Origin of the sequence: Micromonospora sp. DT46, assembly GCF_049841735.1 — a bacterium.
GTDB lineage: Bacteria > Actinomycetota > Actinomycetes > Mycobacteriales > Micromonosporaceae > Micromonospora > Micromonospora reichwaldensis.
This window is the reverse complement of the sequence record NZ_JBNCKW010000002.1, coordinates 668,789-692,439: the sequence shown is the minus strand read 5'-3', so window position 1 is coordinate 692,439 and position 23,651 is coordinate 668,789. Positions and strand designations below refer to the sequence as shown.

General features: G+C 74.3%; 19 protein-coding genes. 9 read left to right on the top strand and 10 right to left on the bottom strand.

Features of this window, described 5'->3' with window-relative positions; all coding sequences use genetic code 11:
- Positions 1 to 12 precede the first annotated feature (12 nt).
- The 5 genes from ACLQ20_RS07575 to ACLQ20_RS07555 form a co-directional block, all read right to left on the bottom strand.
- Positions 13 to 2,913 carry a TOMM precursor leader peptide-binding protein gene (locus tag ACLQ20_RS07575; protein ID WP_425854682.1) on the bottom strand — a complete coding sequence of 967 codons (2,901 nt, stop codon included), beginning with the start codon at positions 2,911 to 2,913 and terminating at the stop codon, positions 13 to 15.
- A gap of 16 nt (positions 2,914 to 2,929) precedes the next feature.
- Positions 2,930 to 4,057: a lantibiotic dehydratase C-terminal domain-containing protein gene (locus ACLQ20_RS07570; RefSeq protein ID WP_425854680.1), complete on the bottom strand. Its 1,128-nt coding sequence runs from the start codon at positions 4,055 to 4,057 to the stop codon at positions 2,930 to 2,932.
- Between the two features lie 52 nt (positions 4,058 to 4,109).
- On the bottom strand, positions 4,110 to 6,899 hold the full coding sequence (locus ACLQ20_RS07565) for a lantibiotic dehydratase (RefSeq protein ID WP_425854678.1): 2,790 nt from the start codon (positions 6,897 to 6,899) through the stop codon (positions 4,110 to 4,112).
- A 109-nt stretch (positions 6,900 to 7,008) separates the two neighbouring features.
- Positions 7,009 to 7,245, bottom strand: coding sequence for a thiopeptide-type bacteriocin (locus tag ACLQ20_RS07560; protein WP_225852132.1), 237 nt, complete (start codon positions 7,243 to 7,245; stop codon positions 7,009 to 7,011).
- A 268-nt stretch (positions 7,246 to 7,513) separates the two neighbouring features.
- Positions 7,514 to 8,680 (bottom strand): homogentisate 1,2-dioxygenase, encoded by a 1,167-nt coding sequence (locus ACLQ20_RS07555; RefSeq protein WP_425854677.1) that lies wholly within the window; start codon positions 8,678 to 8,680, stop codon positions 7,514 to 7,516.
- 95 nt (positions 8,681 to 8,775) lie between these two features.
- Here ACLQ20_RS07555 and ACLQ20_RS07550 point away from each other — a divergent pair, with 95 nt between their 5' ends.
- The 6 genes from ACLQ20_RS07550 to ACLQ20_RS07525 all read left to right on the top strand — a co-directional run bounded on the left by ACLQ20_RS07550 (position 8,776) and on the right by ACLQ20_RS07525 (position 13,519).
- Positions 8,776 to 9,648: a hypothetical protein gene (locus ACLQ20_RS07550; RefSeq protein WP_425854676.1), complete on the top strand. Its 873-nt coding sequence runs from the start codon at positions 8,776 to 8,778 to the stop codon at positions 9,646 to 9,648.
- Complete coding sequence (fahA, locus tag ACLQ20_RS07545) at positions 9,645 to 10,844, top strand: fumarylacetoacetase (protein ID WP_151454120.1); 1,200 nt, start codon at positions 9,645 to 9,647, stop codon at positions 10,842 to 10,844. Before ACLQ20_RS07550 ends, fahA begins: the two co-directional genes overlap by 4 nt.
- 177 nt (positions 10,845 to 11,021) lie before the next feature.
- Positions 11,022 to 11,231 carry a DUF397 domain-containing protein gene (locus ACLQ20_RS07540; RefSeq protein WP_132239904.1) on the top strand — a complete coding sequence of 70 codons (210 nt, stop codon included), beginning with the start codon at positions 11,022 to 11,024 and terminating at the stop codon, positions 11,229 to 11,231.
- A gap of 102 nt (positions 11,232 to 11,333) precedes the next feature.
- On the top strand, positions 11,334 to 11,807 hold the full coding sequence (locus tag ACLQ20_RS07535; RefSeq protein WP_151454121.1) for an SRPBCC family protein: 474 nt from the start codon (positions 11,334 to 11,336) through the stop codon (positions 11,805 to 11,807).
- Positions 11,808 to 12,059: 252 nt separating this feature from the next.
- Positions 12,060 to 13,340 (top strand): PQQ-binding-like beta-propeller repeat protein, encoded by a 1,281-nt coding sequence (locus ACLQ20_RS07530; RefSeq protein WP_425854675.1) that lies wholly within the window; start codon positions 12,060 to 12,062, stop codon positions 13,338 to 13,340.
- Positions 13,341 to 13,393: 53 nt separating this feature from the next.
- Positions 13,394 to 13,519 (top strand): hypothetical protein, encoded by a 126-nt coding sequence (locus ACLQ20_RS07525; RefSeq protein WP_327029813.1) that lies wholly within the window; start codon positions 13,394 to 13,396, stop codon positions 13,517 to 13,519.
- A gap of 83 nt (positions 13,520 to 13,602) precedes the next feature.
- Here ACLQ20_RS07525 and hisC read toward each other — a convergent pair whose 3' ends face one another.
- From hisC to hppD, 4 genes are all read right to left on the bottom strand, one after another.
- Positions 13,603 to 14,706 (bottom strand): histidinol-phosphate transaminase, encoded by a 1,104-nt coding sequence (gene hisC, locus ACLQ20_RS07520; protein ID WP_151454123.1) that lies wholly within the window; start codon positions 14,704 to 14,706, stop codon positions 13,603 to 13,605.
- A complete protein-coding gene (locus ACLQ20_RS07515) occupies positions 14,703 to 15,755 on the bottom strand; it encodes an RDD family protein (protein WP_425854672.1) in 1,053 nt (350 codons plus the stop codon). The genes hisC and ACLQ20_RS07515 overlap by 4 nt, the downstream gene beginning before the upstream one ends.
- A gap of 22 nt (positions 15,756 to 15,777) precedes the next feature.
- Positions 15,778 to 16,404 (bottom strand): RDD family protein, encoded by a 627-nt coding sequence (locus tag ACLQ20_RS07510; RefSeq protein WP_327029812.1) that lies wholly within the window; start codon positions 16,402 to 16,404, stop codon positions 15,778 to 15,780.
- Between the two features lie 113 nt (positions 16,405 to 16,517).
- On the bottom strand, positions 16,518 to 17,723 hold the full coding sequence (gene hppD / locus ACLQ20_RS07505) for a 4-hydroxyphenylpyruvate dioxygenase (RefSeq protein ID WP_425854670.1): 1,206 nt from the start codon (positions 17,721 to 17,723) through the stop codon (positions 16,518 to 16,520).
- A gap of 157 nt (positions 17,724 to 17,880) precedes the next feature.
- On the opposite strand from hppD, the gene ACLQ20_RS07500 reads away from it, so the two are divergent.
- The 3 genes from ACLQ20_RS07500 to ACLQ20_RS07490 all read left to right on the top strand — a co-directional run bounded on the left by ACLQ20_RS07500 (position 17,881) and on the right by ACLQ20_RS07490 (position 21,674).
- Positions 17,881 to 18,369, top strand: coding sequence for an Lrp/AsnC family transcriptional regulator (locus ACLQ20_RS07500; RefSeq protein WP_425854668.1), 489 nt, complete (start codon positions 17,881 to 17,883; stop codon positions 18,367 to 18,369).
- A 145-nt stretch (positions 18,370 to 18,514) separates the two neighbouring features.
- The gene (locus tag ACLQ20_RS07495; protein WP_327029811.1) at positions 18,515 to 19,939 is read left to right on the top strand and encodes a PQQ-binding-like beta-propeller repeat protein; all 1,425 of its coding nucleotides are present in this window, start codon (positions 18,515 to 18,517) and stop codon (positions 19,937 to 19,939) included.
- 67 nt (positions 19,940 to 20,006) lie between these two features.
- Positions 20,007 to 21,674: a fumarate hydratase gene (locus tag ACLQ20_RS07490; RefSeq protein WP_151455297.1), complete on the top strand. Its 1,668-nt coding sequence runs from the start codon at positions 20,007 to 20,009 to the stop codon at positions 21,672 to 21,674.
- Positions 21,675 to 21,734: 60 nt separating this feature from the next.
- Here ACLQ20_RS07490 and ACLQ20_RS07485 read toward each other — a convergent pair whose 3' ends face one another.
- The gene (locus ACLQ20_RS07485) at positions 21,735 to 23,549 is read right to left on the bottom strand and encodes a hypothetical protein (RefSeq protein ID WP_425854666.1); all 1,815 of its coding nucleotides are present in this window, start codon (positions 23,547 to 23,549) and stop codon (positions 21,735 to 21,737) included.
- Between the last annotated feature and the right edge of the window lie 102 nt (positions 23,550 to 23,651).

The following is a 23,651-nucleotide window of genomic DNA, read 5'->3' as shown; positions in this document are numbered from 1 at the left end:
CTCGGCTCTCCTTCAGGGAAACGGGTGGGGCAGGATCAGGTGGTCGGGGGCGGCGAGCCGGGCCTGCCGCAGGCGGGGCAGGTCGACCCGCCGGTTGAGGTGCCCGAAGGTCATCGGCACGGCCCCGGGCGCGAGGACCTTCACGGCGGCCAGGCCGAGGCGTCGTTCGGCCGCCCCGGTCTGGTCCACCACCAGCGGCGGCGTCCCGGCGGCGGCCATCGCGTCGACGACCCTGCGCAGCACCTCGGTCAGGTCGGGGTGCAGCCACCGCTCGCGCCAGCCGGCGAAGTGCTCGTCGAACGGTCGCGCCGGGCCGGCGGCGGCCTCCCGCAGCGCGAAGTCGAACCGGGGCAGGGCCTGCGGCAGCAGGTGCAGCGCGGCGTGGTCCCCCAGTTCCCCGACCAGGTCGGCATCGGCGAGCATGGCGAGCAGTCGGTCCCGCGGCGGGCGGGCCACCTTCGGCGCGACGGTCACGTTCACGCCGACCTCCAGGACCGCCGCCGCGGCGGCCCGGCGGGGATCGGGATGCGCCCCGGCGGCGGAGAAGGTCGCGCCCCGGTCGGGTCGGTCGGTGACGGCGAGGGCCCAGACGGCCGGTATCCCGACGTCGCTGGTGATGTCGAGCAGGTGCAATCGGTAGCCCTCCGCGGCGATCCGGTCCGCGAGGTGCCGGGTCAGCGGATCGACGTCGGGCGGCAGCGCCAGAGCCGGCGGCGTACGGCCGGCGTACCAGGTGAGCAGGAAGGCGTCCCGCTCGATCGTCTCCAGGCAGGCGTGCAGGATCGCCTCCTCCAGGCAGCCACCGACGGCGCAGCCGCTGGAGGACTCGTAGAGGAACCGGGCGGCCCCGGTACGGTCCACCCCGTAGTAGGCGGCGTGCTCCGGCACGAGGACGGGCCGATCACCCGCCAGGTCGTACGCCCACACCCAGGACGTCACCGTGTCCGGGGTGAAGGGGTCCAGCCGGTACCCGGGGTGGCGGACCGCCTCGGGCTCCGGCAGGCCCAGCCGGGCAGGATCGACGGCGTCGGCGGCGAGTTCCCGGTAGCTGCCCAGCGTGGTCGTCCGGCGGGCCTGCGGGTAGCGTCCGGCCTCCCGTTCGACCGCCTCCAGCAGGGCCAGCACCCGCGCGGTCGGTTGGTCCGCGGCTCGCCCGTATCCACCGACCCGACCGGAGCGGCCGGGGACGGGTATCTCGGCCGCCGCGAGCGCGAGCGGGCCCTGCCGGTCGGTGTGGACGTGCGTCACCGGCCCGTAGCGGGGATCGACCAGTTCGGCGCGGAGCACCGCCAGGTCTGGCGGTCCCGGACGGACCCGCAGGCGGTCGGGTGCGGCCTGCCGGCGGGGGCGCAGGGCGATCGTGGCGGCCCCGGCCGAGTCGGGTGGCAGGGCACCGCAGTCTGGACAGTCCGGCACCGCTCGGATCAGGTGCCGACTGATCGCGCCGTCGCGCACCGCCAGCACGCTGGCCAGGCGCGGGTCGGCGTCGTCGGCGAGCTGGCCGGCGACCAGCTCGCCGACCAGCCCGTGCCAGTACGGCGGCAGCGGCAGCGGCCGGCCACCGGCGAGCAGCGTGGCGGGGCTGCCGGCGCCGAGGACGGCCTCCTGCCGGGCGTCGGCGCACCGCAGGCAGCCGCCGACACCGGGGCGGCTCAACGGGCCGACCTCGATCGCCGTCCCGCGCGCCCGCACCGGCAGGTACGCCCTGCCGGCCGCGTGGGCGGCCCGCTGCTCGGCCAGGTGCCGGGCCACCGGCCAGCCCGCCGCGACGCCCACCACCACGGGCCGATCCGTCCGCCGTACGGTCGAGGCGCCGACGGCGATCGCCCGGACCAGGCGGTCGTCGTCCCCGATGACCCGCACCGGAACGTCCTCCGCTGCGCCCGAACCGAGGGACGCGGTGTCGAGGCCGACCGGTGGGCGGGCCGGCACCGCTCCCGCCGTCGGTCCGGTGCCCGGCGCCCCGTCACCGGCGAGCGCTCCGGTCCGCGTGGCGGGTGCCCCGGTCCGCGCGCCGGGCGCCACGGTCCGCGCGGCCGGCGGCCAGGGCTGTGAGTCGGTCGGCTCGCCGACGCGCTGGACGACCCCGCCGCGCAGTGACAGCGCCGTGCCGTCGGCGAGCCCGGCCAGCACGCGTACCACCTCGTGTGCCACGAGGAACGGCAGCAGCCGGTGGTCGGTCGCCGACCCGGCCGGACCGGCGTCCGTGGCTGCGGCGGTCTGGCCTGGGGCGGTCTGGCCTGCGATGGCCTGGCCTGCGGCGGCGGGGTGACCGGCCGGGTCCAGCGGGCCGATCAGCGCGCCGTCCGGACGGATCGTCACCGGCAGCACCGCGGGCCGCAGGGAGCCGGGCTGCCGCGGAGCCGCCCCCGGCCACGGGGGAACGGGCGGCTCCCGACGCTCGCCGGGGTCCTCCGTCCGGACCCACACGACCAGGTCCGCGCCGCCGCCGTCCCCGGGCACCTCCCGCAGGGCACGGAGAGCCTCTCCAGGCGCGGTGGAGAGCCCGGAGGCGGTCAGTGCCGCCCGTACGGCCGGTGGAAGGTCGCCCTCGCCGGTGACCGCGACCGTGCACCACGACACCGCGTCCAACGCGGCGGTCGGATCCTGCGCGAGCCCCGCCAGCCAGGCCGCCAACGGATGGCCGTCCAGCGGCACCCGGACGTCGACCAGGAGGTCGTGCTCGGCGAGGAGACCGAGCAGCCAGCCCACCGCCCTGGCGGTCCGGTCGGGCAGTCCCAGGGTGGCGGTCGCCGGGTCGAGCCCCCGGCGGAGGGAGGGCTCCAGCCGTTGCCACAGCTCGCCGGCGACCGGCGGGCAGGTCACCACCGAGCTGGCCCGCCAGCCGCTCACGAGGAGCCCGCCCTCGACCGCCCGGACCAGGGTGCCCGGTCGCAGGGTCACCTCACCCACGTCGCCTCCACCCGGGTCACCCGGTGCGGGCGGTGAGGGCGTCCTGCCATGTCACGCCGTGGATCTCCTGGGTGGCCTCGGCGAGCAGGTGGGCCCCGAGGTACCGCTCCAGCGGCGCGACGTCGCAGAGCGTCAGCAGTTGGTAGAGCATGTTCGTGCAGAACCGGTAGACCTGGAACTCGCGGCTCGCGGCGATCCGTTGGAAGCCCGACGCCTCCAGCGCCTGGTGGTAGGCGCTCGCCCCGCGACGGCTCAGGTCCCACCGGATCGCGGTGGCGTCGTCGAACGAGGTGGTGCGCCGCCGGAACTCGGCGGAGAACGCCCCGTCGAGCGCGCCCGCGTCGTACGCCCGCTCGGCGATCCGCCACGCCGCCGCGCTCCACGCCCGCCACGCCGCAGCCACCGGCTCGGCGGTGTCCGGCGTGGACGCCTGGCGGACCAGGTCGTGGTACCTCCCGCCGGCCCGGTCGGCGAAGGCGGCGAAGCGCGGACGCAGGAGGTCGTTCCGCTCGCCGAAGAGGAAGTCCTCCAGGTGCGACAGGAAGGTGTGGTAGCCGGACAGCAGCCGTCCCGGCCAGGTGTCGGCGTGCGCGGCCATGGCGGTGACCACGACGCCCACCCGGGCGGCCTGGGCGTCCCCGACGAGGGCGAGCTGGTCGAGCGACACCCGCACCGGAGCCAGCCCGGCGGCGAGGACGTCGGCACGGCACTCGACCGCGCCCGGCGTGCCCAGCAGCGCGGCCAGCGCACTCTGGTCGCCGGCGGTCACCAGCACCGTGTTGTCCGGGTGGATCGGGTCGTACGGGGGCGGTACGAGTTCCGCCGGGCCGGCCGCCTCGGACCGGCGCAGCAGCAGCTCCTCGTCGAGCCCGGCCCGGGACGGCGCCACCGCCAGGTGACCACGCAACCGTTCGGCGGCCTCGGCGGCGGCCGTGGCCCGTTGCGCCTCGGGGCCGCGTAGCCGCAGGCGCACGTGCGGGCCGTGCAACCAGTGCCGTTCCAGGTGGACGGCCAGCCCGGCACCGCGCAACCGCTCCGCGACGGGCAGGACGGCGTCGCGCAGCAGCGATGCCTTGGCCTCCTCGTGGTAGTGGCACACGACGTCGGTGGTCGGAGCCAGTCCGGTCGTCCTCGGCTCGGTCATGGCTGGACTCCACTCGGCTCGGTGGTGCGGTCGCACGCCGGCGCCCGGCCGGTCACCGGGGGGCCGCCGGCAGGTAGGTCTCGACGACCAGCTCGGTGACCCGGTGCGGCCGGTCGTGGCCGGCGGGGCGGGGCAGCGCCTCCTCGACGACCAGCCGGCCGGTGATCCGCCCGAGCCATCGGGGCACGCAGCGCAGGTGCAGCGGGCTGGCCAGGTCGACGAACTGCGGCTTGGGCCGGGCGACCGCCTCCCGGAGCCCGGCGATCGCCGGGGGAGGCGGCGGGGCGGACGGACGTTCCGACGGCTGCCGGGCCTGGGCGCCGGGGTGCTGCGCGGCGTGGCCCGGTGCGGGCGGCTGCCCGTCGCGCCGGCTGCCCTGGTTGAGGAAGACCTGGTCGGGCAGGTCCCAGCCCGCCCGCAGCGCCGCGGCGGCGGCGACCGACGGCGAGCCGAGCTCGCGAAGGTGCTCTTCGGCCCCGTCGTCGAAGCGCCAGCTCCGGCGGGCGAGGACGACGCGGCCACAGCGGAGCCGGTCGGAGACGACGGCCTGCCCGCCCGGACCGGCCACCGTCCGGGTCGCGGCCAGGTGGCGGAGCCCCACCTCGCCGCTGCCCAGGTCGCCGAGCAGCGCGGCCACCCGGGCCGGCAGCGCCGGCGGCGATAGGAACCCGAGGTACAGCACGTCGAGCAGGTCACCGGTGGCCGGATCGCGCAGCCGGATCTGGTCGCCGGCCAGGTCGTGCACCAGTTCGACCGAGGCGAGGTCGAGCCCGCCCAGCCGCTGGTCGTCGCCGATGTCCTCGCCGAGCAGCAGCGGGTGCAGGTTGGCGTTGAAACCGTGCACCGGCCGGAACTGGGCCACTCGGCCGGGCAGCACCCGGCGGAGCTGGGCGGCCACCGCGGCGCGCATGCCGCTGTCGCCGAAGAGGTCCAGGAAGCGACTGGTGAACCGGCCCCAGCCGCCGTAGACGTGGTTGAGGTGCAGCGACCCGTCCGGGCCGTGCTGACCGAAGAAGGCGTACGACACCGGCCGGGCCCGCAGCCAGCGGGGCAGTGCCGCGGCCACCTCGGCCACCAGGTCGGCACCGATGACGGTCTCCACGCCGTCGTTCCCGCCGTCGGCGCGTACCGCCCGGACCACCTCCTGCCGCAGCGTGGCCAGCTGGGCCAGCTCGGGCACCCGGGCGATCGGACCGCCCGCCAGGGCCCCCTCCTGGGTCACCGTCGGCAGGTCGTCGAAGCCGGCGCCGATCTCGGCGAAGAACTGGCCGAGGTCGGCACAGCGGGCCCCGGGACCGTAGCGCTCGACGAACCGGTGTCGCAGGAGCCGGCGCAGCACCTGGTCCTCGTCGAACAGCAGCGCGAGGCTGGTCAGCGCGGTCAGGTCGGCGGTGTCCGCGGGCCGGCGGGTCAGGCGTACCGGCCCGGATAGCACGACATCCTCGGTGACGGGCGCCTGGGCCGGTGCGGTGGCCCCGAGCTGCCGCAGGGCCTCGTGCCAGCCGGCGTCGATCCGACGTACGAGCTGGCCGCGCCGCGCCGCGTCGACGTCCGCCAGCGACCGGATGTCCCTGTCGAGGTGCCGTACCTGCTCGGCGAGGGCGGGGGCACCGGTGTCGCCGAGCCAGTCGGCGATCGCCGCCAGCGCCGCCGGGTCGTGCTCGGTGGTCGGCGGTACCGGGATCAGCAGGCGTTCGTCGCAGAGCTGGGTGACGAGACGCTGCGCGAGCCGCTCGGCCTCGGCGGCGTCCGTGGCGGGGCGCGCGGCGCCTCGGCCGAGGGCCGCCACGAGCGCCGCCGGCGGGTGTCCGTCGGGTGCGGCGCGGAGCACCCGGATGATCGCGGCCAGTGCGGGCCGCAGCGGCATCCGGACCCGTTCCTCCCGGATCACCGGCATGCCGTCGGCGCCGGTCGTCGGGTGCTCGCGGTAGAACACGACGTGCCCGTCCTGCACGCGGGTGCCGGGCGCGAGCCGGTGCGGGGTGCGCAGCATCTGGTCCGGGCGGCTGGTCCCGGCCAGGAAGAGGCTGGCGACCAGGCTGGCGGGAGGACGGGTCACCGCCACCGGTTCCCCCGCCGCCGTCACGTCCAGACCCGCCGCGAGGTCCAGGTGGGTCGGCGGCGCCCCATCGGGCGGGGACGCCAGCGGGGCGGGGACGGCTTCCGCATCCGGCCAGGGGGCCCAGCCGACGATGGTGAACCAGGAGAGCGGGCTGGTCCGGGTGGTGGCCCGCAAGGCGTAACGGAGCACGGTGGGTTCGGACTTGCGACCCCGGGCGTCCGGCTCGCCGCCGCGCGCCGCCGTCCGCTGCACCGCTGCCAACAGCTCAGGGCTGGTCAACGCGACCGCCCGGCCGAACGGCTCGCTGCCGCACAGGGCGGCGAGTGCGACGCGCTCCTCGGCCAGCGCCGCAGCCGACCCGGCGTCGACGGCGCCGGTGAGCCGGTCGATCTCGGCCCGGGCCCGCAACCAGCGCCCCAGCGCCGGCAGTCGGTCGGGCAGGTCGCCGAGCCGGTCGCGCAGGTCGCTGGCCGGCGACCGGTCGTTGTGTACGTCCCGCCGCAGCGGTAGCAGGACCGAGCGGCGGTACGCCGTCGGGGCCTGACCGCCGAGCCGGTACAGCTCCTCGGTGAGTTCGGGGCCGAGGGCCCGGCACTCGACCAGTCGATCGACGAGCTGGTCCTGGAGGCGACGCAGGTGCCGTCCGGCCGGACCGGCAGCCGGCAGGTCGACCGCCGTCCTGCGGATCAGCACGTACGGGGCGACCTGGACCTCCGGCGCGACTCGGCCGCCCGGTGCCGGCGACACCGGCGGGGCAGGGGATTGGCGGGTGGTTGTCACGGTCTCCTCCGTACGCGGTCGTCGGCACCGACCCCGGCCGAGCCGGTGAGGCCGCGAAACGCCGGTGTCGGCGTCCCCGGCCCCACCGGTCAGCCCCGGTCCGGTACGACTACTGGGGAAGCTGGGCGGCGCAGGACGAGTAGCCCAGCCACTGCCAGACGGCGGAGGTGCTCGCCGAGGCACCGGTCTCCGGCAGGGCCACCGCGTCGCGCACTGCGTGCACCTCCAGCAGGTCGGACACCTCCAGGTCGGCCAGGTTGAGGTCTTCGAGGTCGGCCAGCGTGGCCGTCATGTCGCGCATCGTGTACTCCGGTTCCAGGGGGATGTCGTCGACGAACAAGCGCACTTGTCGATGACAAGATGGACAGTGCGCAAGATGTTAGTCAGCTCCGTCCACGAACTATTCGTCCGAGCGTCCAGTCGCCGATGGCCGTACGACGGCTGTGGACGGACGATGAGAAGGAAGTGCGCTCCCGCGGCTGATGCGCGGGAGGCCGGAGGCGCTGCGGACGCGGCTGCCGGAGCGCGGTCGACGCCCGCCCGCCCCCGCGCGCACGAAGGTGCCGCAGTCCGCCCCTGCCGGACCGCGGCACCGCTCACCCGGAACCGTCCGCCTAGGGGCGGCGGGCCCAGGTCCAGGCGTAGCCGTCGTCCTCGCACGCGGTCGCGGCGTCGCAGAGGTCCAGCGGCCGGAAGGTGTCGACCATGACGGCAAGTTCGTCGAAGAAGTCGGCGCCGATGGAACGCTCGGCGGCGCCCGGCTGCGGGCCGTGGGTGAAGCCGGACGGGTGCAGCGAGATCGAGCCCTGTTCGATGCCGGAGCCGCGCCGGGCCTCGTAGTTGCCGCCGGTGTAGAAGAGCATCTCGTCGGAGTCGACGTTGTGGTGGTTGTACGGCACCGGGATCGCGTCCGGGTGGTAGTCGACCTTGCGGGGCACGAACGAGCAGATCACGAAGTTGGGGCCCTGGAAGGTCTGGTGCACGGGCGGCGGCTGGTGGATCCGGCCGGTGATCGGCTCGAAGTCGTGGATGGAGAACGCCCACGGGTACATGTGCCCGTCCCAGCCGACCACGTCGAACGGGTGGTGGGCATAGGTGTAGCGGGTCCAGCCGCGGCGGTGCCGGACCAGCACCTCCACGTCCTCGCCGTCGACCAGCAGTGGCGCGTCCGGCCCCCGGACGTCGCGCTCGCAGTAGGGCGAGTGCTCCAGGAACTGGCCCCGCACGGAGAGGTAGCGCTTGGGCGGGCCGATGTGCCCCGCCGCCTCGACGGCGAGCAGCCTGGTCGGCGCGTCGCCGGTGGGCACCAGCCGGTGGATGGTCGAGGTGGGGATGACGACGTAGTCGCCGGGCACCGCGTCGAGCACGCCGAACGTGGACTCGACCCGCAGGGTGCCCGACTCCACGTAGAGGCAGTGGTCGCCGGTGGCGTCGCGGAACAGCGGGGACGGCCGGTCCGCCAGCACGTACGCGATGCGCACGTCGTCGTTGGCGAGCAGGTACTGCCGGCCGAGCACCGGGTCAACGCCGGTGCCGTCGAGCTTGTGGGTGCGCAGGTGGCGGGGCTTGAGCGGAAGGTTCGGCACCCGGGTGAACGCCGGCGGGGTGAACTCCTCGGCCGCCACGATCGCGGTCGGCGCGTGCCGGTGGTAGAGCAGGGACGAGTCGGAGGAGAAGCCCTCCTGGCCCATCAGCTCCTCGGCGTAGAGGCTGCCGTCGGGCTGGCGGAACTGGGTGTGGCGCTTGCGCGGCACCTCGCCGACGCTGCGGTAGTACGGCATCTCGCCTCCCGGTTCGTCCCGTTCACCGATCCAACAGCGTCCGATAATCGGACGCTGTTGTCCGTTACTTGTAGCGTCCCGTACATTCTTGTCTCGTGTCAACGCAGGTGCCCGCGCTCGTCGACGGCCTCGTCGACGACGCCGCCGTCTTCCCGCCCGGCAGCGCGCCGCTGCCCGACGCCGTCGCCGCGCACCGGCGGCACCGCACCTCCTGGTACGCCGACCTGGTCGGCCCGCTCCTGGTCCCGGCCACGAGGCTGCCCGAGGTGGCGGGCCTGCTCGGCGCCGACGAGCGGATCGCGGTCGGGGTGATCGGCGACGTGCCCCTCGACCGGCTCGACGAGGTGCGGGCCACGGCCGACCCGCGCATCCGCGTGCGCCAGGTGGAGGCGGCGGTCGCCAAGCGCGGCGAGGACCCGCTGCCCGGCCTGACCGAGCTGGTGGCGCTGGCCCGCCGCGCCGGTGCCGGTCCAGCCACCCTCGACGCCGTCTACGCCGAGCTGCCGCTCACGTTCGGGCTGATGGGGGCGCTGGACGCGCTCGCCGCCGCCCGCGCCGACGGCGTGCCGATCGCCGCGAAGTTCCGCACCGGCGGGCTGGCCGCCGAGCTGTTCCCCACCCCGGCGGAGCTGGCCGCCGTGATCTGCGCCTGCCGGGACCGGGACCTGCCGTTCAAGCTGACCGCCGGGCTGCACCAGGCGGTCCGGCACCTCGACCCGGAGACCGGCTTCACCCACCACGGCTTCGTCAACGTGCTGGCGGCGACGCTGGCGGCCGCCGGGGGCGCCACCGTGGAGTCGGTCGCCGAACTGCTCACCGCGACCGACCCGCGCCCGCTGGTGCAGTACGCCGAGGCCGGGCTGGACGGCCCGCGCCCGCTGTGGATCGGCTTCGGCTCGTGCAGCATCCTGGAACCACTGACCGATCTGATCCGGCTGGGGCTGGTGAACGGGGGCTTTCAAGCATGACCTGGGTGACGGGTGCCGACGGTTCGTCGTACGGGGTCGCCAACCTCCCGTACGGGGTGTTCCGCCACGCGGAGGGCGCGCCGCGCGTCGGCGTACGCATCGGTGACTTCGTGCTCGACCTGGCCGGCGCGGAGGAGGCCGGCCTGGTGCTGGCCGCCGGGACGCTGGGTCGGCCCACTCTCAACGACTTCATGGCCCTCGGTCGTCCACAGTGGACGGCCGTCCGGCAGCGGGTGACCGAGCTGCTCACCGACGCCGCCCACCGGCCGGCGGTGGAGCCGCTGCTGGTGCCCCTGGCCGAGGTGCGGATGCAGCTGCCGTTCGAGGTCGCCGACTACGTCGACTTCTACTCCTCCGACCACCACGCGTCCAACGTCGGCCAGATCTTCCGCCCCGGTCAGCCGCCGCTGCTGCCCAACTGGAAGCACCTGCCGATCGGCTACCACGGTCGGGCCGGCACGGTGGTCGTCTCCGGCACGCCGGTGGTGCGGCCGAGCGGGCAGCGGGCCACCCCGCAGGGCCCGGTCACCGGCCCGTCCGTACGCCTCGACATCGAGGCCGAGGTCGGCTTCGTGGTCGGCGTGCCCAGCCCGCTGGGCGATCGGGTCTCCGTCGACGACTTCGCCGACCACGTCTTCGGTGTCGTGCTGGTCAACGACTGGTCGGCCCGCGACATCCAGGCCTGGGAGTACCAGCCTCTCGGCCCGTTCCTGGGCAAGTCCTTCGCCACCTCGGTCGCGGCCTGGGTGACCCCGCTGGACGCGCTGGGCGACGCCTTCGTCCCCGCCCCCGACCAGGACCCGCCGGTCGCCGCCTACCTGCGCGACGTGCCGCACCTCGGGCTGGACCTGCGCCTGTCGGTGGAGTGGAACGGCGAGCGGGTCAGCGAGCCGCCGTTCGCGACCATGTACTGGACGCCGGCCCAGCAGTTGGCCCACCTCACGGTCAACGGCGCCTCGCTGCGCACCGGCGACCTCTACGCCTCGGGCACCGTCTCCGGGCCGGAACGGGGACAGGTCGGCTCGTTCCTGGAACTCACCTGGGGCGGCAGCGAGCCGGTGAAGTTCGCCGACGGCGGGACCCGCACCTTCCTGGAGGACGGCGACACGGTGACGATCACCGCCACCGCGCCCGGTCCGGACGGCACCACCATCGCCCTGGGCGAGGTGACCGGGAAGGTCCTCGCCGCCCGCTGACCCACCTTCCGATCATCGACGGTCCCCGGTCGCACAGTTGGTGCGACCGGGGACCGTTGCTTGCGCGTTGATCGTCGCGGATTCCGTCGCCATGCCGCGCCGGGGCCGGGCCGGACGACCCCTTCCGGTCCCGGCCCGGCCGCCGTTTGGCGTACCGACGACAGGAAGGTGACGACGATGAACGATCTCCCGGGCGCGGTCTGGCGTACCAGCAGCCGCTCCAACGACCAGGGGCTCTGCGTGGAGGTGGCGGACAACCTGGTCGACGCCCTCGGCGTGGTGGGCGTACGCGACTCGAAGGACCAGGCGGGCCCCACGCTGGCGGTCAGCCCGCCGGGGTGGGCGGCCTTCGTCGGCGCGATCCGGGCCGGCCAGTTCGGTCGCTGACGGGTCGATCGCTCCGGATCGGGGCTCCCGGCGGTGGAAAATCCGCTCCGGGGGCCCCGATCCGCGCTCACCCGGCGTACCGTCGAGGCCACGGGAGGTGGCATGTCGACGGTGGCGGTCACGGAGTTCGTGGAGGCGCACGACGTCGACCTCTGGCGGCTGCTGACCGACCTGACCACCCGCACCCGGCGCTTCACCGGGCCGGTGGAGGTGCTCACCCCCGGCCCGTTCGGCCCCGGCACCGTGTGGCGGGAGACCCGTTCCCAGCCCGACGGCACCGCGCTGGTCGAGGAGTTCCTCGTCATCGAGGCCGAGCCGCCCCGACGGTTGGTGCTCGGCTCCCGGGGCGCCGGCGTGGACTACCGGATCACCTGGGCGCTGCGCCCGGTCGAGCGGCGTCGCCGGGGCTGCACCGCCGTCACGGTCGAGCAGGAGGCGGTGCCGACCGCCCCGTACAGCCGGGTGGTCGCGCTGCTGCTCGGCGGGCTGGCGGCCCGGGCGGTCGAGCGCGCACTGCGGCAGGACCTCGCCGACCTGGCCGCCGCAGCGGCCACCAACGCGACCGAGGCGGCCTGAGGCGCACGCCGGGGAGGTCCGAGAGGCGCACGCCCGACGGCCTGAGGCGCACGCCGGGCTGGCCCGAGGCGAATGCGGGGCGGCCTCAGGCGCCTGCCGGACGGCCCGAGGCGCACGCCGGGTGGTCCGAGGCGCATGCCCTGGGCGGTCCGTGGATGCCCTGGGCAGGTCACCGCCGGAGCGCCCGGGCGCCGGTGACCTGACAGGGCCCTGACCGGCTCCGCTGGGTAGGGTGCCGGGCGGAGGTGCGGCATGGGGTTCCCGAACGGCCGGCGGCGGATCGCGGTGGCGGTCGCGGCGCTGCTCGGCACCGTCGCCGTCGCGGCGACGGTCTACCGGGTGCTCGCCCCCGCCGAGGTCAGCACGCCCGCGCGGGCCGGGTACCCGGCTGCCGCGGCCCCCTCAGCCGGCGTGATCGGCCGGCTGCCCGTCGCCCCGCTCGTCGTGGACGGCCGGCTGCGGGTCTACGTGGCCCACCGTCAGGTCTACGCCGACCGCCCGGTCGACGGCCGGCACCGGACGACCCCGTACTGGTCGTACCGCCGCTGGCCGGCGGCGCTCGACGGGGTCGTGGCGAGCGGGACGACGGTGGTCACCCGCTGGTCCGACGGGCGGCTCGTGGCGCTGGACGCGCGGACAGGCCGGGTCGCCTGGCGGGCGGACGGGCCGGCGCCGGTCGGGGAGGGGGCGGTCCGGCGCACCGGCGCGGCGACGGTCTGGGATCCGCAGGGGATCTTCGTGGCCCCCGCGCCCGACGGGCGGCAGGTGGTGGTGGCGGCCGGGGCGGAGTGGGCGCGTGCCGTGGACCTGGCCGACGGCCGCGAACTGTGGCGGTCGCACGTCACCGTCACGCTGCCGCCGGGCGACACGGTCGCCGGGTGCCGGGACGCGCTCGGCACGACCGCGTCGGGACACCTGATCACCGTCGACTCCTGCGCGGGGCCGGCGACGGTGGAGTTCCGCGACGCCGCGACCGGGGCGGTGGGCCTGCGCTGGCGGCCGCCGGATGCCGGCGACGAGCTGGTGGCGACCCTGGTGGGCTGCGGCACCGGCCGGACGGGGTGCACCGGGTTGCGGACGGCGAGGCCGGGCGACGACGCGGGCCGGGGCTGGCTGCTCGGCGCCGGGGAACCGGTCGCCGCCCCGGCCCTGGACCGGCCGGACGCCGAACTCGTCGGCGGGACGGCCGTGGCGGTCGTGGACGGGGTGGCGGTCGGCCGCTCGGCGCGTACGGGCGCGGAGCTGTGGCGCCGTCCCGGCCTGTCGCAGGCGCGGCTGCTCGCCGTCCAGCCCGACCGGGTGCACCTGCTGACGGAGACGAACGACCTGCTGACGCTGGACCCGGCGACGGGGGCGCAGCGGTCCTTCTTCGCGCTCAACGTGGGCTCGGACGGGATCGGCTGGGTGCCCGGCGCGGTGTACGCGGCCGGCGGGTTCGTGGCCGTGGAGCGGCTCCGCAAGCCGGTCGACCCGGCGGCGGACGACCAGCGTTACTACCTGACCTCGGAGCCGATGGTCTTCGCGGCGACGTGAAACGCCGGCCCGGCTGCTCGACAAAACGGACATAAGTTACTTAGAGTTCATTTGTGCGTTTCTTGGTCGCCCTGTTGGGCGCGATCCTCATCCTCGTCACCGCTTCGCCGGCCGACGCCGCGCCGACCGGCCCGGTCGGCGTCGTCCACCAAGATGCCGACACCCGTCCCGCCGCCTGACGGGTGCGGCTCCGGGCCGGTGGCGGTCGCCTGAGAGTCCGGTCCGGTCCGCAAGGGGATGGCGGACCGGACCGGCACCCGCCTCAGGCCAGCGCGGTCTCCGCTGCCGCCAGGAAGGCGTCGTTCTCGGCCGGGGTGCCGATGGTGACCCGGACCCCGTCGCCCGCGAACGGCCGGACGATCACGCCGCGCGCCTCGCACGCCTTGCCGAAGTCCACCGCCCGGTCGCCCAGCGGCAGCCAGACGAAGTTCGCCTGGCTGTCCGGCACGTCCGGGACGAGCTTGCGCAGCGCCTCCGTCACGCGGTCGCGCTCGGTCACCACGAGGGCGCACCGCCGCCGTACCTCGTCCTCCTGGGCCAGCGCGGCGAGCGCGCCCGCCTGCGCGGCCATGTTGCTGGAGAACGGCGTCACGACCTTGCGGATCGCCGCCGCCACCGCCGGCTGGGCGACCAGGAAGCCGATCCGCAGGCCGGCCAGGCCCCAGGCCTTGGAGAGCGTGCGCAGCACGACCACGTTCGGCCGGTCGAGGTAGGTGAGGCCGTCCGGCACGTCCGGGTCGGTGACGAACTCGCGGTACGCCTCGTCGATCACGACCAGCACGTCCTCGCCGACCGTGTCCAGGAACCGGTCCAGCTCCGCCCGGCGCACCGACGTCCCGGTGGGGTTGTTCGGGTTGCAGACCACGATCAGCCGGGTCCGGTCGGTCACCGCCGCCGCCATCGCCGCCAGGTCGTGCCCGTGTGCGGCGTCGTTGGGCACCCGCACGCTGGTCGCGCCGCTGGTCGCCGCGATGATGGGGTACGCCTCGAAGGAGCGCCACGCGTAGAGGAACTCGTCGCCGGGCAGGCAGGTGGCCCGGACGAGGTGCTCGGCCAGCGCCACCGACCCGCAGCCGGTGGCGATCTGGTCGACGTGCACGCCGTACCGCTCGGACAGCGCCTCGCGCAGCGCGAGCGCGCCCATGTCCGGGTAGCGGTGCACCCCGGCGGCGGCACCGGCGACGGCCTCCACGACGCCGGGCAGCGGCCCGTACGGCACCTCGTTGCTGGCCAGCTTGATCGCCTCGGGGAGGCCGAGCTCGCGGGCCAGGTCGGCCGGGCTGCGGCCGGGCACGTAGTTGGGCAGCGCGTCCAGGTCGGGGCGGGTCAGCCGCAGCTCCGGCTGGTGACGTCCGGGGTCGGTCATGGGGTGTCTCCCGAGGGGTCGGTGCGGTCGTCGGGGGTGCGGTCGTCCGTGGTGGTGGGCTCGCGCGTGCTGGTGCGGTCGTCCGGCGTGCCGCGCTCGCCCGTGGTGCCGCGGTTGCCGCGGGGGAGCTGGACCACCACGGTCTGCGCCCGCTTGTCGTGCAGCGCCTGGCGCAGCGGGTGGTCGAAGAGCGGGGAGAGCGCGTCGACGAGCTGGAGCAGCAGGCCCAGGCCGCAGCAGTACCAGAGCAGGGTGGGCAGGCCGAGGGTGTTCCACCGGCGCAGCGCCCGGCCGAAGCCGAGCGGCTCGTCCGCGCTCACCGGCAGCACCTTGACGCCCACCAGCCGCTTGCCGAAGGTCTGCCCGCCCGAGGCCGTCGTCGGCACCTCGTACGCGAGCCAGAGGGCGGTGGCGATCAGCAGGATGACGACCTGGAGGCCGCCGGCCTGCTCGCTGGGCTGCGGCAGGTTGTCGGTGGAGCTGTCGCCCGCCATGGCCCGCCGGAACACCTCCCGCCAGTACGGCGTGACCTCCTCGACCAGCCGCCAGACGAACCAGCCGTTCACCACGGCGTTCAGCGCGAAGACGACCGTGAAGTCGATCAGCCGGGCGACCAGCCGGGCGCCGAACCCTGCCAGCGGGAGCCCGTGCGGGCGCGGCTCCGGCGGCCGTCCGGGCCAGCCACCGGGCGGCCAGCCGGGCGGCGGACCGCCACCGGGCGGCCAGCCGGGCGGCGGTCCCTGCGGGTGGCCCGGCCCTTGCGGGTGGCCGTGCCCCTGCGGCGGCTGCCAGGGGTAGGGCTGCCCCTGCTGCGGCTGCCCGGGGTGTGGCTGACCCGGGAGGGGTTGCCCGCCGGCGGGGGCGCCCGACGCGGGCACCGGGGCCGCGGGTGACGTCGGCTCGGGTGCGGGTGGCGGCTCGGCCGGCGGCGGCCCCTCGGGCGGGGTGGCGTCGACGGGGATCGGTGCGCCGATCCAGCCCTCGCCGTCCCAGTAACGTCGGGTCTCCGGATCAGCCGGGTCGACGTACCATCCCGGTCCGACACTCATGGCCTGGCCTCGCTGCGCTCGCTCACGCAGACACCTTAACGACGACGGTGCCGGCGAACTTGTCGTGGAGGCACTGCTGCCAGGGCTTGTCCCACAACTGCCAGAGCCCGTCGAGGTAGCTGAGGCCGGGCAGGAACATGGCGGCGACGTACTGCACGGCGTACCGCTTGCCGGCGATCCGCCGGTCCAGCGTGGCGGCCGGGTCGAGCGGCACGACCCGCAGCTTCATCACCCGCTTGCCGTACGTCTGCCCGGTGCGCTTCATGTACTCCACGTGGTAGAGCCAGTAGAGCCCGAGCATGACCACCATCAGGCCCAGTTCGAGCAGCAGGATCGGCAGCATGAAGTCGGTCAGGAACGACGCGGGGTCGGGATCGGCGAGGGTGCCGTCCGGGTTGGTCCGGGTCAGGTCGTCCATCATGTTCCAGATCAGGATCAGGAACGGCGGCAGGAAGAGGACCATCGCCACCGCCGTGCTCAGCGCGACGTCGATCAGCGCGGCGAGCAGCCGGTCTCCGAAGCTGGCGAGCGGCTGGCCGCCCGGCCCGAGCGCCGGGGCCGGACGGGGCGGCCCAGCCCAGCCCGGGGGCGGCGGCCTCCAGCCCGGGGGCGGGACCTGACCGGGCGGCGGGGCGTGTTGCGGTGGCACCGCGTACCCCTGACTGGAGGGACCGGAAGGCGGCGCGAAGCCGCCGGCGGCGGGCGGAGGCCCACCGGCCGGCGGCGTCGGGTACGTCGGAGGCTGCGTCACGCTCGTCAGTGTTACAGGTTGCCGCGCGCTTCCTGCTCCCGCTCGATGGCCTCGAAGAGCGCCTTGAAGTTGCCCTTGCCGAAGCCGAGCGAGCCGTGCCGCTCGATCAGCTCGAAGAAGACCGTCGGGCGGTCCTGCACCGGCTTGGTGAAGATCTGGAGCAGGTAGCCGTCCTCGTCCCGGTCCACCAGGATCTTGCGGGCCTTCAGCTCCTCGATCGGCACCCGCACCTGGCCGATCCGGGCGCGCAGCTCCGGGTCGTCGTAGTACGAGTCCGGGGTGTCGAGGAACTCGACGCCGGCGGCGCGCATGGCGTCGACGCTGGCCAGGATGTCGTTGGTGGCCACGGCGATGTGCTGGGCGCCCGGGCCCTGGTAGAACTCCAGGTACTCGTCGATCTGCGACTTCTTGCGGGCGATCGCCGGCTCGTTGAGCGGGAACTTCACCTTGCGGGTGCCGTTCGCGACGACCTTGCTCATCAGCGCCGAGTAGTCGGTGGCGATGTCGTCGCCGATGAACTCGGCCATGTTCGAGAAGCCCATGACGCGCTTGTAGAACTCGACCCACTCGTCCATCCGGCCGAGCTCGACGTTGCCGACCACGTGGTCGACGGCCTGGAAGAAGCGCTTCGGCTGGAGGCCGGCGTCGATCATCGGCTGCCGGTCCACGATCGGCTTGCGGGCCACGAAGCCGGGCAGGAACGGGCCGGTGTAGCGGGAGCGGTCGACGAGCGTGTGCCGGGTGTCGCCGTACGCGGCGATGGAGGCCATCCGGACGGTGCCGTGCTCGTCGCTGACGTCGTGCGGCTCGGTCAGGCCGGTGGCGCCCTGCGCAATGGCGTGCGCGTACGCGGCGTCGACGTCCGGCACCTCCAGCGCGATGTCGGAGACGCCGTCGCTGTGCCTGGTCACGTGCTCGGCGCCCTCGGCGTCCGGGCGGACCGCGCCGGTCAGCACGAACCGCGCCGAGCCGCTGGTCAGCACGTACTGGGCGTGGTCCCGGTAGCCCTGCTCGGGGCCCCGGTACGCCACGCAGGTCATGCCGAACGCGGTGGAGTAGTAGTGCGCGGCCTGCTTGGCGTTGCCCACCAGGAAGTGCACGTGGTCGAGGCCCTTGACCGGGAACGGGTCGCGGCTGATGTCGTGGTCGACGGCGCCGACGAGCACGTCGACGTCGACGTCGTCGGACGCCTGGGGTCGGTCGATCGCCTGGGTCATCGCGGTCTCCCTCAAGTTCCGGTCGGCCCCGTGGCCGCCGCCGTCGGTCATGTGCGTGGTGCGGTGGTGCTGTGGCGAGGATCGCGGGGAAGGGCCGCACTGGGCAACTGTCGCGCCTATGCCTGGTCAGGTTGCGCATTCAGTAGGGTGATATGCCATGAGTACTGGTCAGGGTGTACAGCTCGACGCCCTCGACGCGCGGTTGATCGAACTGCTCGCCGAGGAACCGCGGATCGGGGTGCTGGAGTGCTCACGGCGCCTCGGGGTCGCCCGGGGCACCGTGCAGGCCCGGCTGGACAAGCTCGTCGAGCGGGGCGTCATCTCGGGCTTCGGGCCGGAGATCTCCCCGGCGGCGATCGGGTTCGGGGTGACCAGCTTCGTCACCCTGGAGATCAGCCAGCGGGACGGGCACGACCTGGTCGCCGCGCACCTGGCCGCGATCCCGGAGGTGCTGGAGGCGCACACCATCACCGGCTCCAGCGACCTGCTCTGCCGGATCGTGGCCCGCTCGAACACGGACCTCCAGCGGGTGATCGACCAGATCGTCTCGTACGAGGGCATCCGCCGCGCCTCGACGATCATCGCCCTGGCCGAGCAGATCACCTACCGCACCCTCCCCCTGGTCCGCTCCGCCGCCCAGCGCTGAGCAGGTGAGGGTGCAAGGAAGGGCCCCTTCGTCTACAGAAGGCGATAGGAAGGGGCCCTTCCTTGCACCCGGGGCGCGCGAGAAAGGGCGGCGACACGGCGGCGCGGGACGGCGGCGGCGCGGCGGTCGTCGCTACCGTGTCCGTGTGGCGAAGGCGGGCGGCCTCGGGGGGTGGCGTGGCGGGCTGCTGCTCGCGCTCGTCCTCGTCGTCGCGCTCGCCGCGACCGGAGTGTGGAACCCGTTCCCCGGGATGTGGGACTGGGTGAACCGGAGCCAGCCCATCTCCGAGCCGGACGTGGTCTGGCAGCAGCGCGTCGGCGGCACCCCGCGCAGCGTGACCATCGCCGGCGAGACAGTCGTGGTCGAGCAGCGTACCCGCGTGGAGGCGCGCAGCCTGGCCACCGGCGCCCAGTTGTGGGAGCGCAAGGCCGACTGGGCCGCGGTGGCCGGCGGCGACCGGGACTCCGTCGTCGTCGTGGGCAAGCTGCTGGTCAAGGGCTACGAGGTGCTGGACCCGACGACCGGCGCCACGCGGCGGCGCAACGGCGACGCGGTGGCCGTCTGGACGTACCGCAACATGCTGCTCGACGCCCGTTGCGTCGAGGCCACCGACTGCACGGTGAGCGCCTGGGACGCGCGCGGCACCGCCCCGCTCTGGACTGCCTTCGTGCCCGGGGTGCGCAGCGGGCTGCTCGGCGACAACCCGGGGCTGCTCGACACCCGCCGGCTCGACGCCGTCCGCATCGACGACGAGGTGGCCGGCCCGGAGCCCGTACCGCCGCTGCTCGGCTTCCCCATCGACGGCCGGGTGCACGTCCTCGACACCGCCACCGGGCGGGTGCTCCAGGACGTCGAGCCCGGCCGCGACGAACGGCTGTCCGTGGTCGGCGGCCGGCTGTTGCGGATCACCGCCCGCTCCCAGGACGGCACCTGCTACTTCGCCATCTCCGGCCGGGACGCGGCGACCGGCCAGGAGACGTGGCAGCGGGCCGGGATCAACCTGCGGACCGCCGACAACGCCGGCTGCGTGCAGCGGGAGGACCCGCACGGCGCGCGCAACGTGCTGATCGGGGTGGCCCCGGACGCCCGCGAGGCGGTCCTCGACGGCTACGACGGGCGGCTGCTGCTGGTCACCTCCGCCGGGGAGAAGCTGCTCGCGGTCGACGACCGGTACGCCCTGGTCCGGCCGGCCGACAAGCGCGCGGTGGTCGGCCGGGAGTTGGGCGCCGGGCGCGTCCGGTGGACCCGCCCGACCGGGCCGAAGGCCGGCGCGGCGCTCACCCCGTACGCGGCCGTGATCGCCGACGAGAAGCCGTCCCGGCTGATGGCGCTGGACCCGCGTACCGGGCGGGAACTGGCGAGCCTGCGCACCTCCGCGAACGCCCTCGCGGTCGGCCCGAGCGGCATGATCATCGGCGAGGGGCGGGAGATCGGCTACGTCCGCTTCGGCGGCGCGCGGGGCGCCCCCGTCCCGCCGCGCGACGGCGGCGTACCCGGTCCCGGCGGCACGGCGGGCGTACCCGGGCCGGAGGACAGCTGCGGCCCGAAGCGGGAGCTGTGCCCCGGGTGAGAGCGACGTCCCAGGACCCACCCGGCGGGTGGGACTGATCGACCCTTCTGCCCTAGGCTTTCCGCTCATGAGCAGTGCCGCCGCGTTCTCGTACGCTCCCTTGCTGCCGACCGGCCCGGACCAGACGGAATACCGCCTGGTCACCGACGAGGGCGTCGACGTCGTCAACGGGCCGGGGGGTCGCCGGTTCCTCACCGTGGAGCCGACCGCGCTCACCGCGCTGACCGCCGAGGCGATGCACGACATCGCGCACTACCTGCGCCCCGCGCACCTGGCCCAGCTGCGGGCGATCATCGACGATCCGGCGGCCTCGCCGAACGACCGGTTCGTCGCGCTCGACCTGCTGCGCAACGCCAACATCGCGGCCGGCGGCGTGCTGCCGATGTGCCAGGACACCGGCACCGCCATCGTGATGGGCAAGCGCGGCCGGCACGTGCTCACCGACGGCAGCGACGCCGAGGCCGTCTCGCGCGGCGTCTACCAGGCCTACACCCGGCTCAACCTGCGCTACTCGCAGCTCGCCCCGCTGACCATGTGGGAGGAGCGCAACACCGGCAGCAACCTGCCGGCCCAGGTCGAGCTCTACGCGGAGGACCCGGACGGGCAGCCCGACGCGTACAAGTTCCTCTTCATGGCCAAGGGCGGCGGCTCGGCGAACAAGTCGTACCTCTACCAGGAGACCAAGGCGCTGCTGAACCCCACGCGGATGATGCAGTTCCTGGAGGAGAAGCTGCGGCTGATCGGCACCGCCGCCTGCCCGCCGTACCACCTCGCCATCGTCATCGGCGGCACCTCCGCCGAGTACGCCCTGAAGACCGCCAAGTACGCCAGCGCCAAGTACCTCGACGCGCTGCCCACCTCCGGCTCGATGACCGCGCACGGCTTCCGCGACCTGGAGCTGGAGGCGGAGGTGCTGGAGCTGACCCGCAACTTCGGCATCGGCGCGCAGTTCGGCGGGCGCTACTTCTGCCACGACGTGCGGGTGGTCCGGCTGCCCCGGCACGGCGCCTCCTGCCCGGTGGCGATCGCCGTCTCCTGCTCGGCCGACCGGCAGGCGGTCGCCAAGATCACCCCGTCGGGCGTGTGGCTGGAGCGGCTCGAGACCGACCCGGCGCGCTTCCTGCCCGACGTCACCGACGAGACGCTCGACGCGTCCGAGGTGGTCCGCGTCGACCTCAACCGGCCGATGGACGAGATCCGCGCCGAGCTGTCGAAGTACCCGGTGAAGACCCGGCTGTCGCTGACCGGCCCGCTCGTGGTGGCCCGCGACATCGCGCACGCCAAGATCGCGGAGCGGCTGGACGCCGGCGAGCCGATGCCGCAGTACCTGCGCGACCACGCGGTCTACTACGCCGGCCCCGCCAAGACCCCGGAGGGCTACGCGTCCGGCTCGTTCGGTCCGACCACCGCCGGCCGGATGGACGCGTACGTGGAGAAGTTCCAGGCCGCGGGCGGCTCGCAGGTCATGCTCGCCAAGGGCAACCGTTCCGCCCAGGTCACCCGCTCCTGCCAGCAGCACGGCGGCTTCTACCTCGGCTCGATCGGCGGCCCGGCCGCCCGGCTCGCGCAGGACTGCATCAAGCACGTCGAGGTCCTCGAATACGCGGAGCTGGGCATGGAGGCGGTCTGGAAGATCGAGGTCGAGGACTTCCCGGCCTTCATCGTGGTCGACGACAAGGGCAACGACTTCTTCGCCGAGGTCACCAAGCCGGTGCTGACCGTCGGTCGCCGCTGATCCACGCGTACGCGAAGGGGCGCCGGGCCACTGCCCGGCGCCCCTCGTCGTCTTCCTACGTCAGCTCGCCCGGCTGACGTAGAACGTGCCGCTGAAGGTCTCCGACACGGTCCCGTCGCCGGTCCGCGTGTAGACGGTGACCCGGCGGATTCCGGCGGTCATGGGGGTGTAAGCCACCGACGCCGACCCGTCGGCGCCCGCCGCGACCGTCTCGGCCGGGCGGCCGTCGAGGGAGTAGACGAACTCCGTCGCCCCGGGCATGCCGGCCTCGAAGACGAACGTTCCCGGCGTGCCGGCGACCGCCCCCTGGAACTTGTTGATCGGGTACTCGACCGAGCTGACCGTGGGCTTGGTCGCCAGGTGGAACCGGTAGCTGCCCTCGCCGGACGGCAGGTCACCGGCCGTCCGGCTGCGCACGTACACGGTGGTGTAGCCCGGCTTCGCCGGCGTGATCGTGACCGTGGCCGTGCCGTCAACGGCCGCCGGCACGGTCTGCTCCGGCCCGTCGTCGAGCCGGTACGTGTACTCGACGACGTCTTCCATGCGGGGCGCGAACGTCAGGGTGCGCGGCTGGCCGTACCCGGCCGTCGGGTTGGCGTCGGTGATCGTCGGGCTGGTGGTGCGCACCCGGAACACGTAGCTCGTGGCGGGGGAGCGGTTGCCCGCGAGGTCCATCGCCTCGACGGTGAGCGTCCTGGGTCCGTCCCGGTCCGGGGCGATGGTGACGGCCGCCGAGCCGCCCGGGACGTCGGCCGCCACCTCGGTCGTCGGCTGCCCGGACAGGCTGTAGCGGAACTTCACCGTGTCGGTGTCGCCGCCGGCCGAGAAGGTGAACTGGCCCGGGATGCCGGGACCGCCGTACCAGCCGTCGTCGGCCGGGTAGTCCGTGGAGCTGACCGTCGGCGGGGTGGGGCTGGTGGTGTCGACGGTGAACCGGCACTCCGCCGACCAGGCGGAGGTGTTGCCGACCCCGTCCGTGGCGCGGACGGCGAAGGCGTACCTCCCGTCGGCCATCTGACCGGCCGGAACGTCGTACCGGAAGATCGACCCGGCGGCCTTGGCCGGGGATGTCCACTCGGTCCGCATGGTGGGGTCGTCCACCGGCCACCAGGCAAAGGTGGCGGTCACCGGCTCGGTGTTCGACGGTGCCGCGTCCGGGTCGGTGACCTTCGCCGCCAGGTACGGCGTGGTCGTGCCGATCTGTAACTCGCAGGCGTACGGGTACCCGTTGATTCCCAGCTCGGTCGGTACGTCCGGCGGCGTGTTCGCCTCGATGGAGATGCCGAGTTCCCTGATCCAGCGGCCGTAGGGCAGCTTGCTCTCGTGGTGGCCGGCGATCCGTGTCATGAAGGTGATCGAGGTCTGTCCGGCCTCGACCGCCTGCCGTACCGCCTCGGTGAGCAGCACTTCCAGCTGGCCCTGACAAGGAGCGCTCGGCGCGATGTCAGCGACCTTCTCTCGAACCGCCGGTGACGTCTCCCAGGTCGGTGCGCTGGTCGGTACGTCGGTCCGCCACAGCTCGATCTCGCGTGGCTTCGAGCAGTCGTTGACCGCCGTCTCCTCGGTGACACCGAGGGCACGGATGATGTGCTTGCCCTGGAACGGAGCAAGGTTGTAGGTGAAGTAGGCCCGCGAGGTGTGTTTGTCGTCGCCGGACTTCCAGGTGCCGACCGGCACGGTGCCGTCGGTCTCCACAGTGGCGGTCGACGGCTGGTGGGCGTCGGTCCAACTGCCGCTGGTCGGCAGGATGAACCGGCTCGGCCCGGCGGTTGCCGGCGCGGCCGTCACGACCAGGACGCTGGTGGCGGTGAGCAGGGCGGCGAGGCCGGTGGCCAGGAGCCGGCGCGGAGCGCGCTTGCGGCGTACGGCGGGCACGCCGGTGGAACCCCGTTCTTCGTGCAAGGTGAAAGGCCCTCCGATGGGAGTGGAGTCGATTCCACGATCCTAGGCGTGTGACCACGCGGAACGCGCTCCACT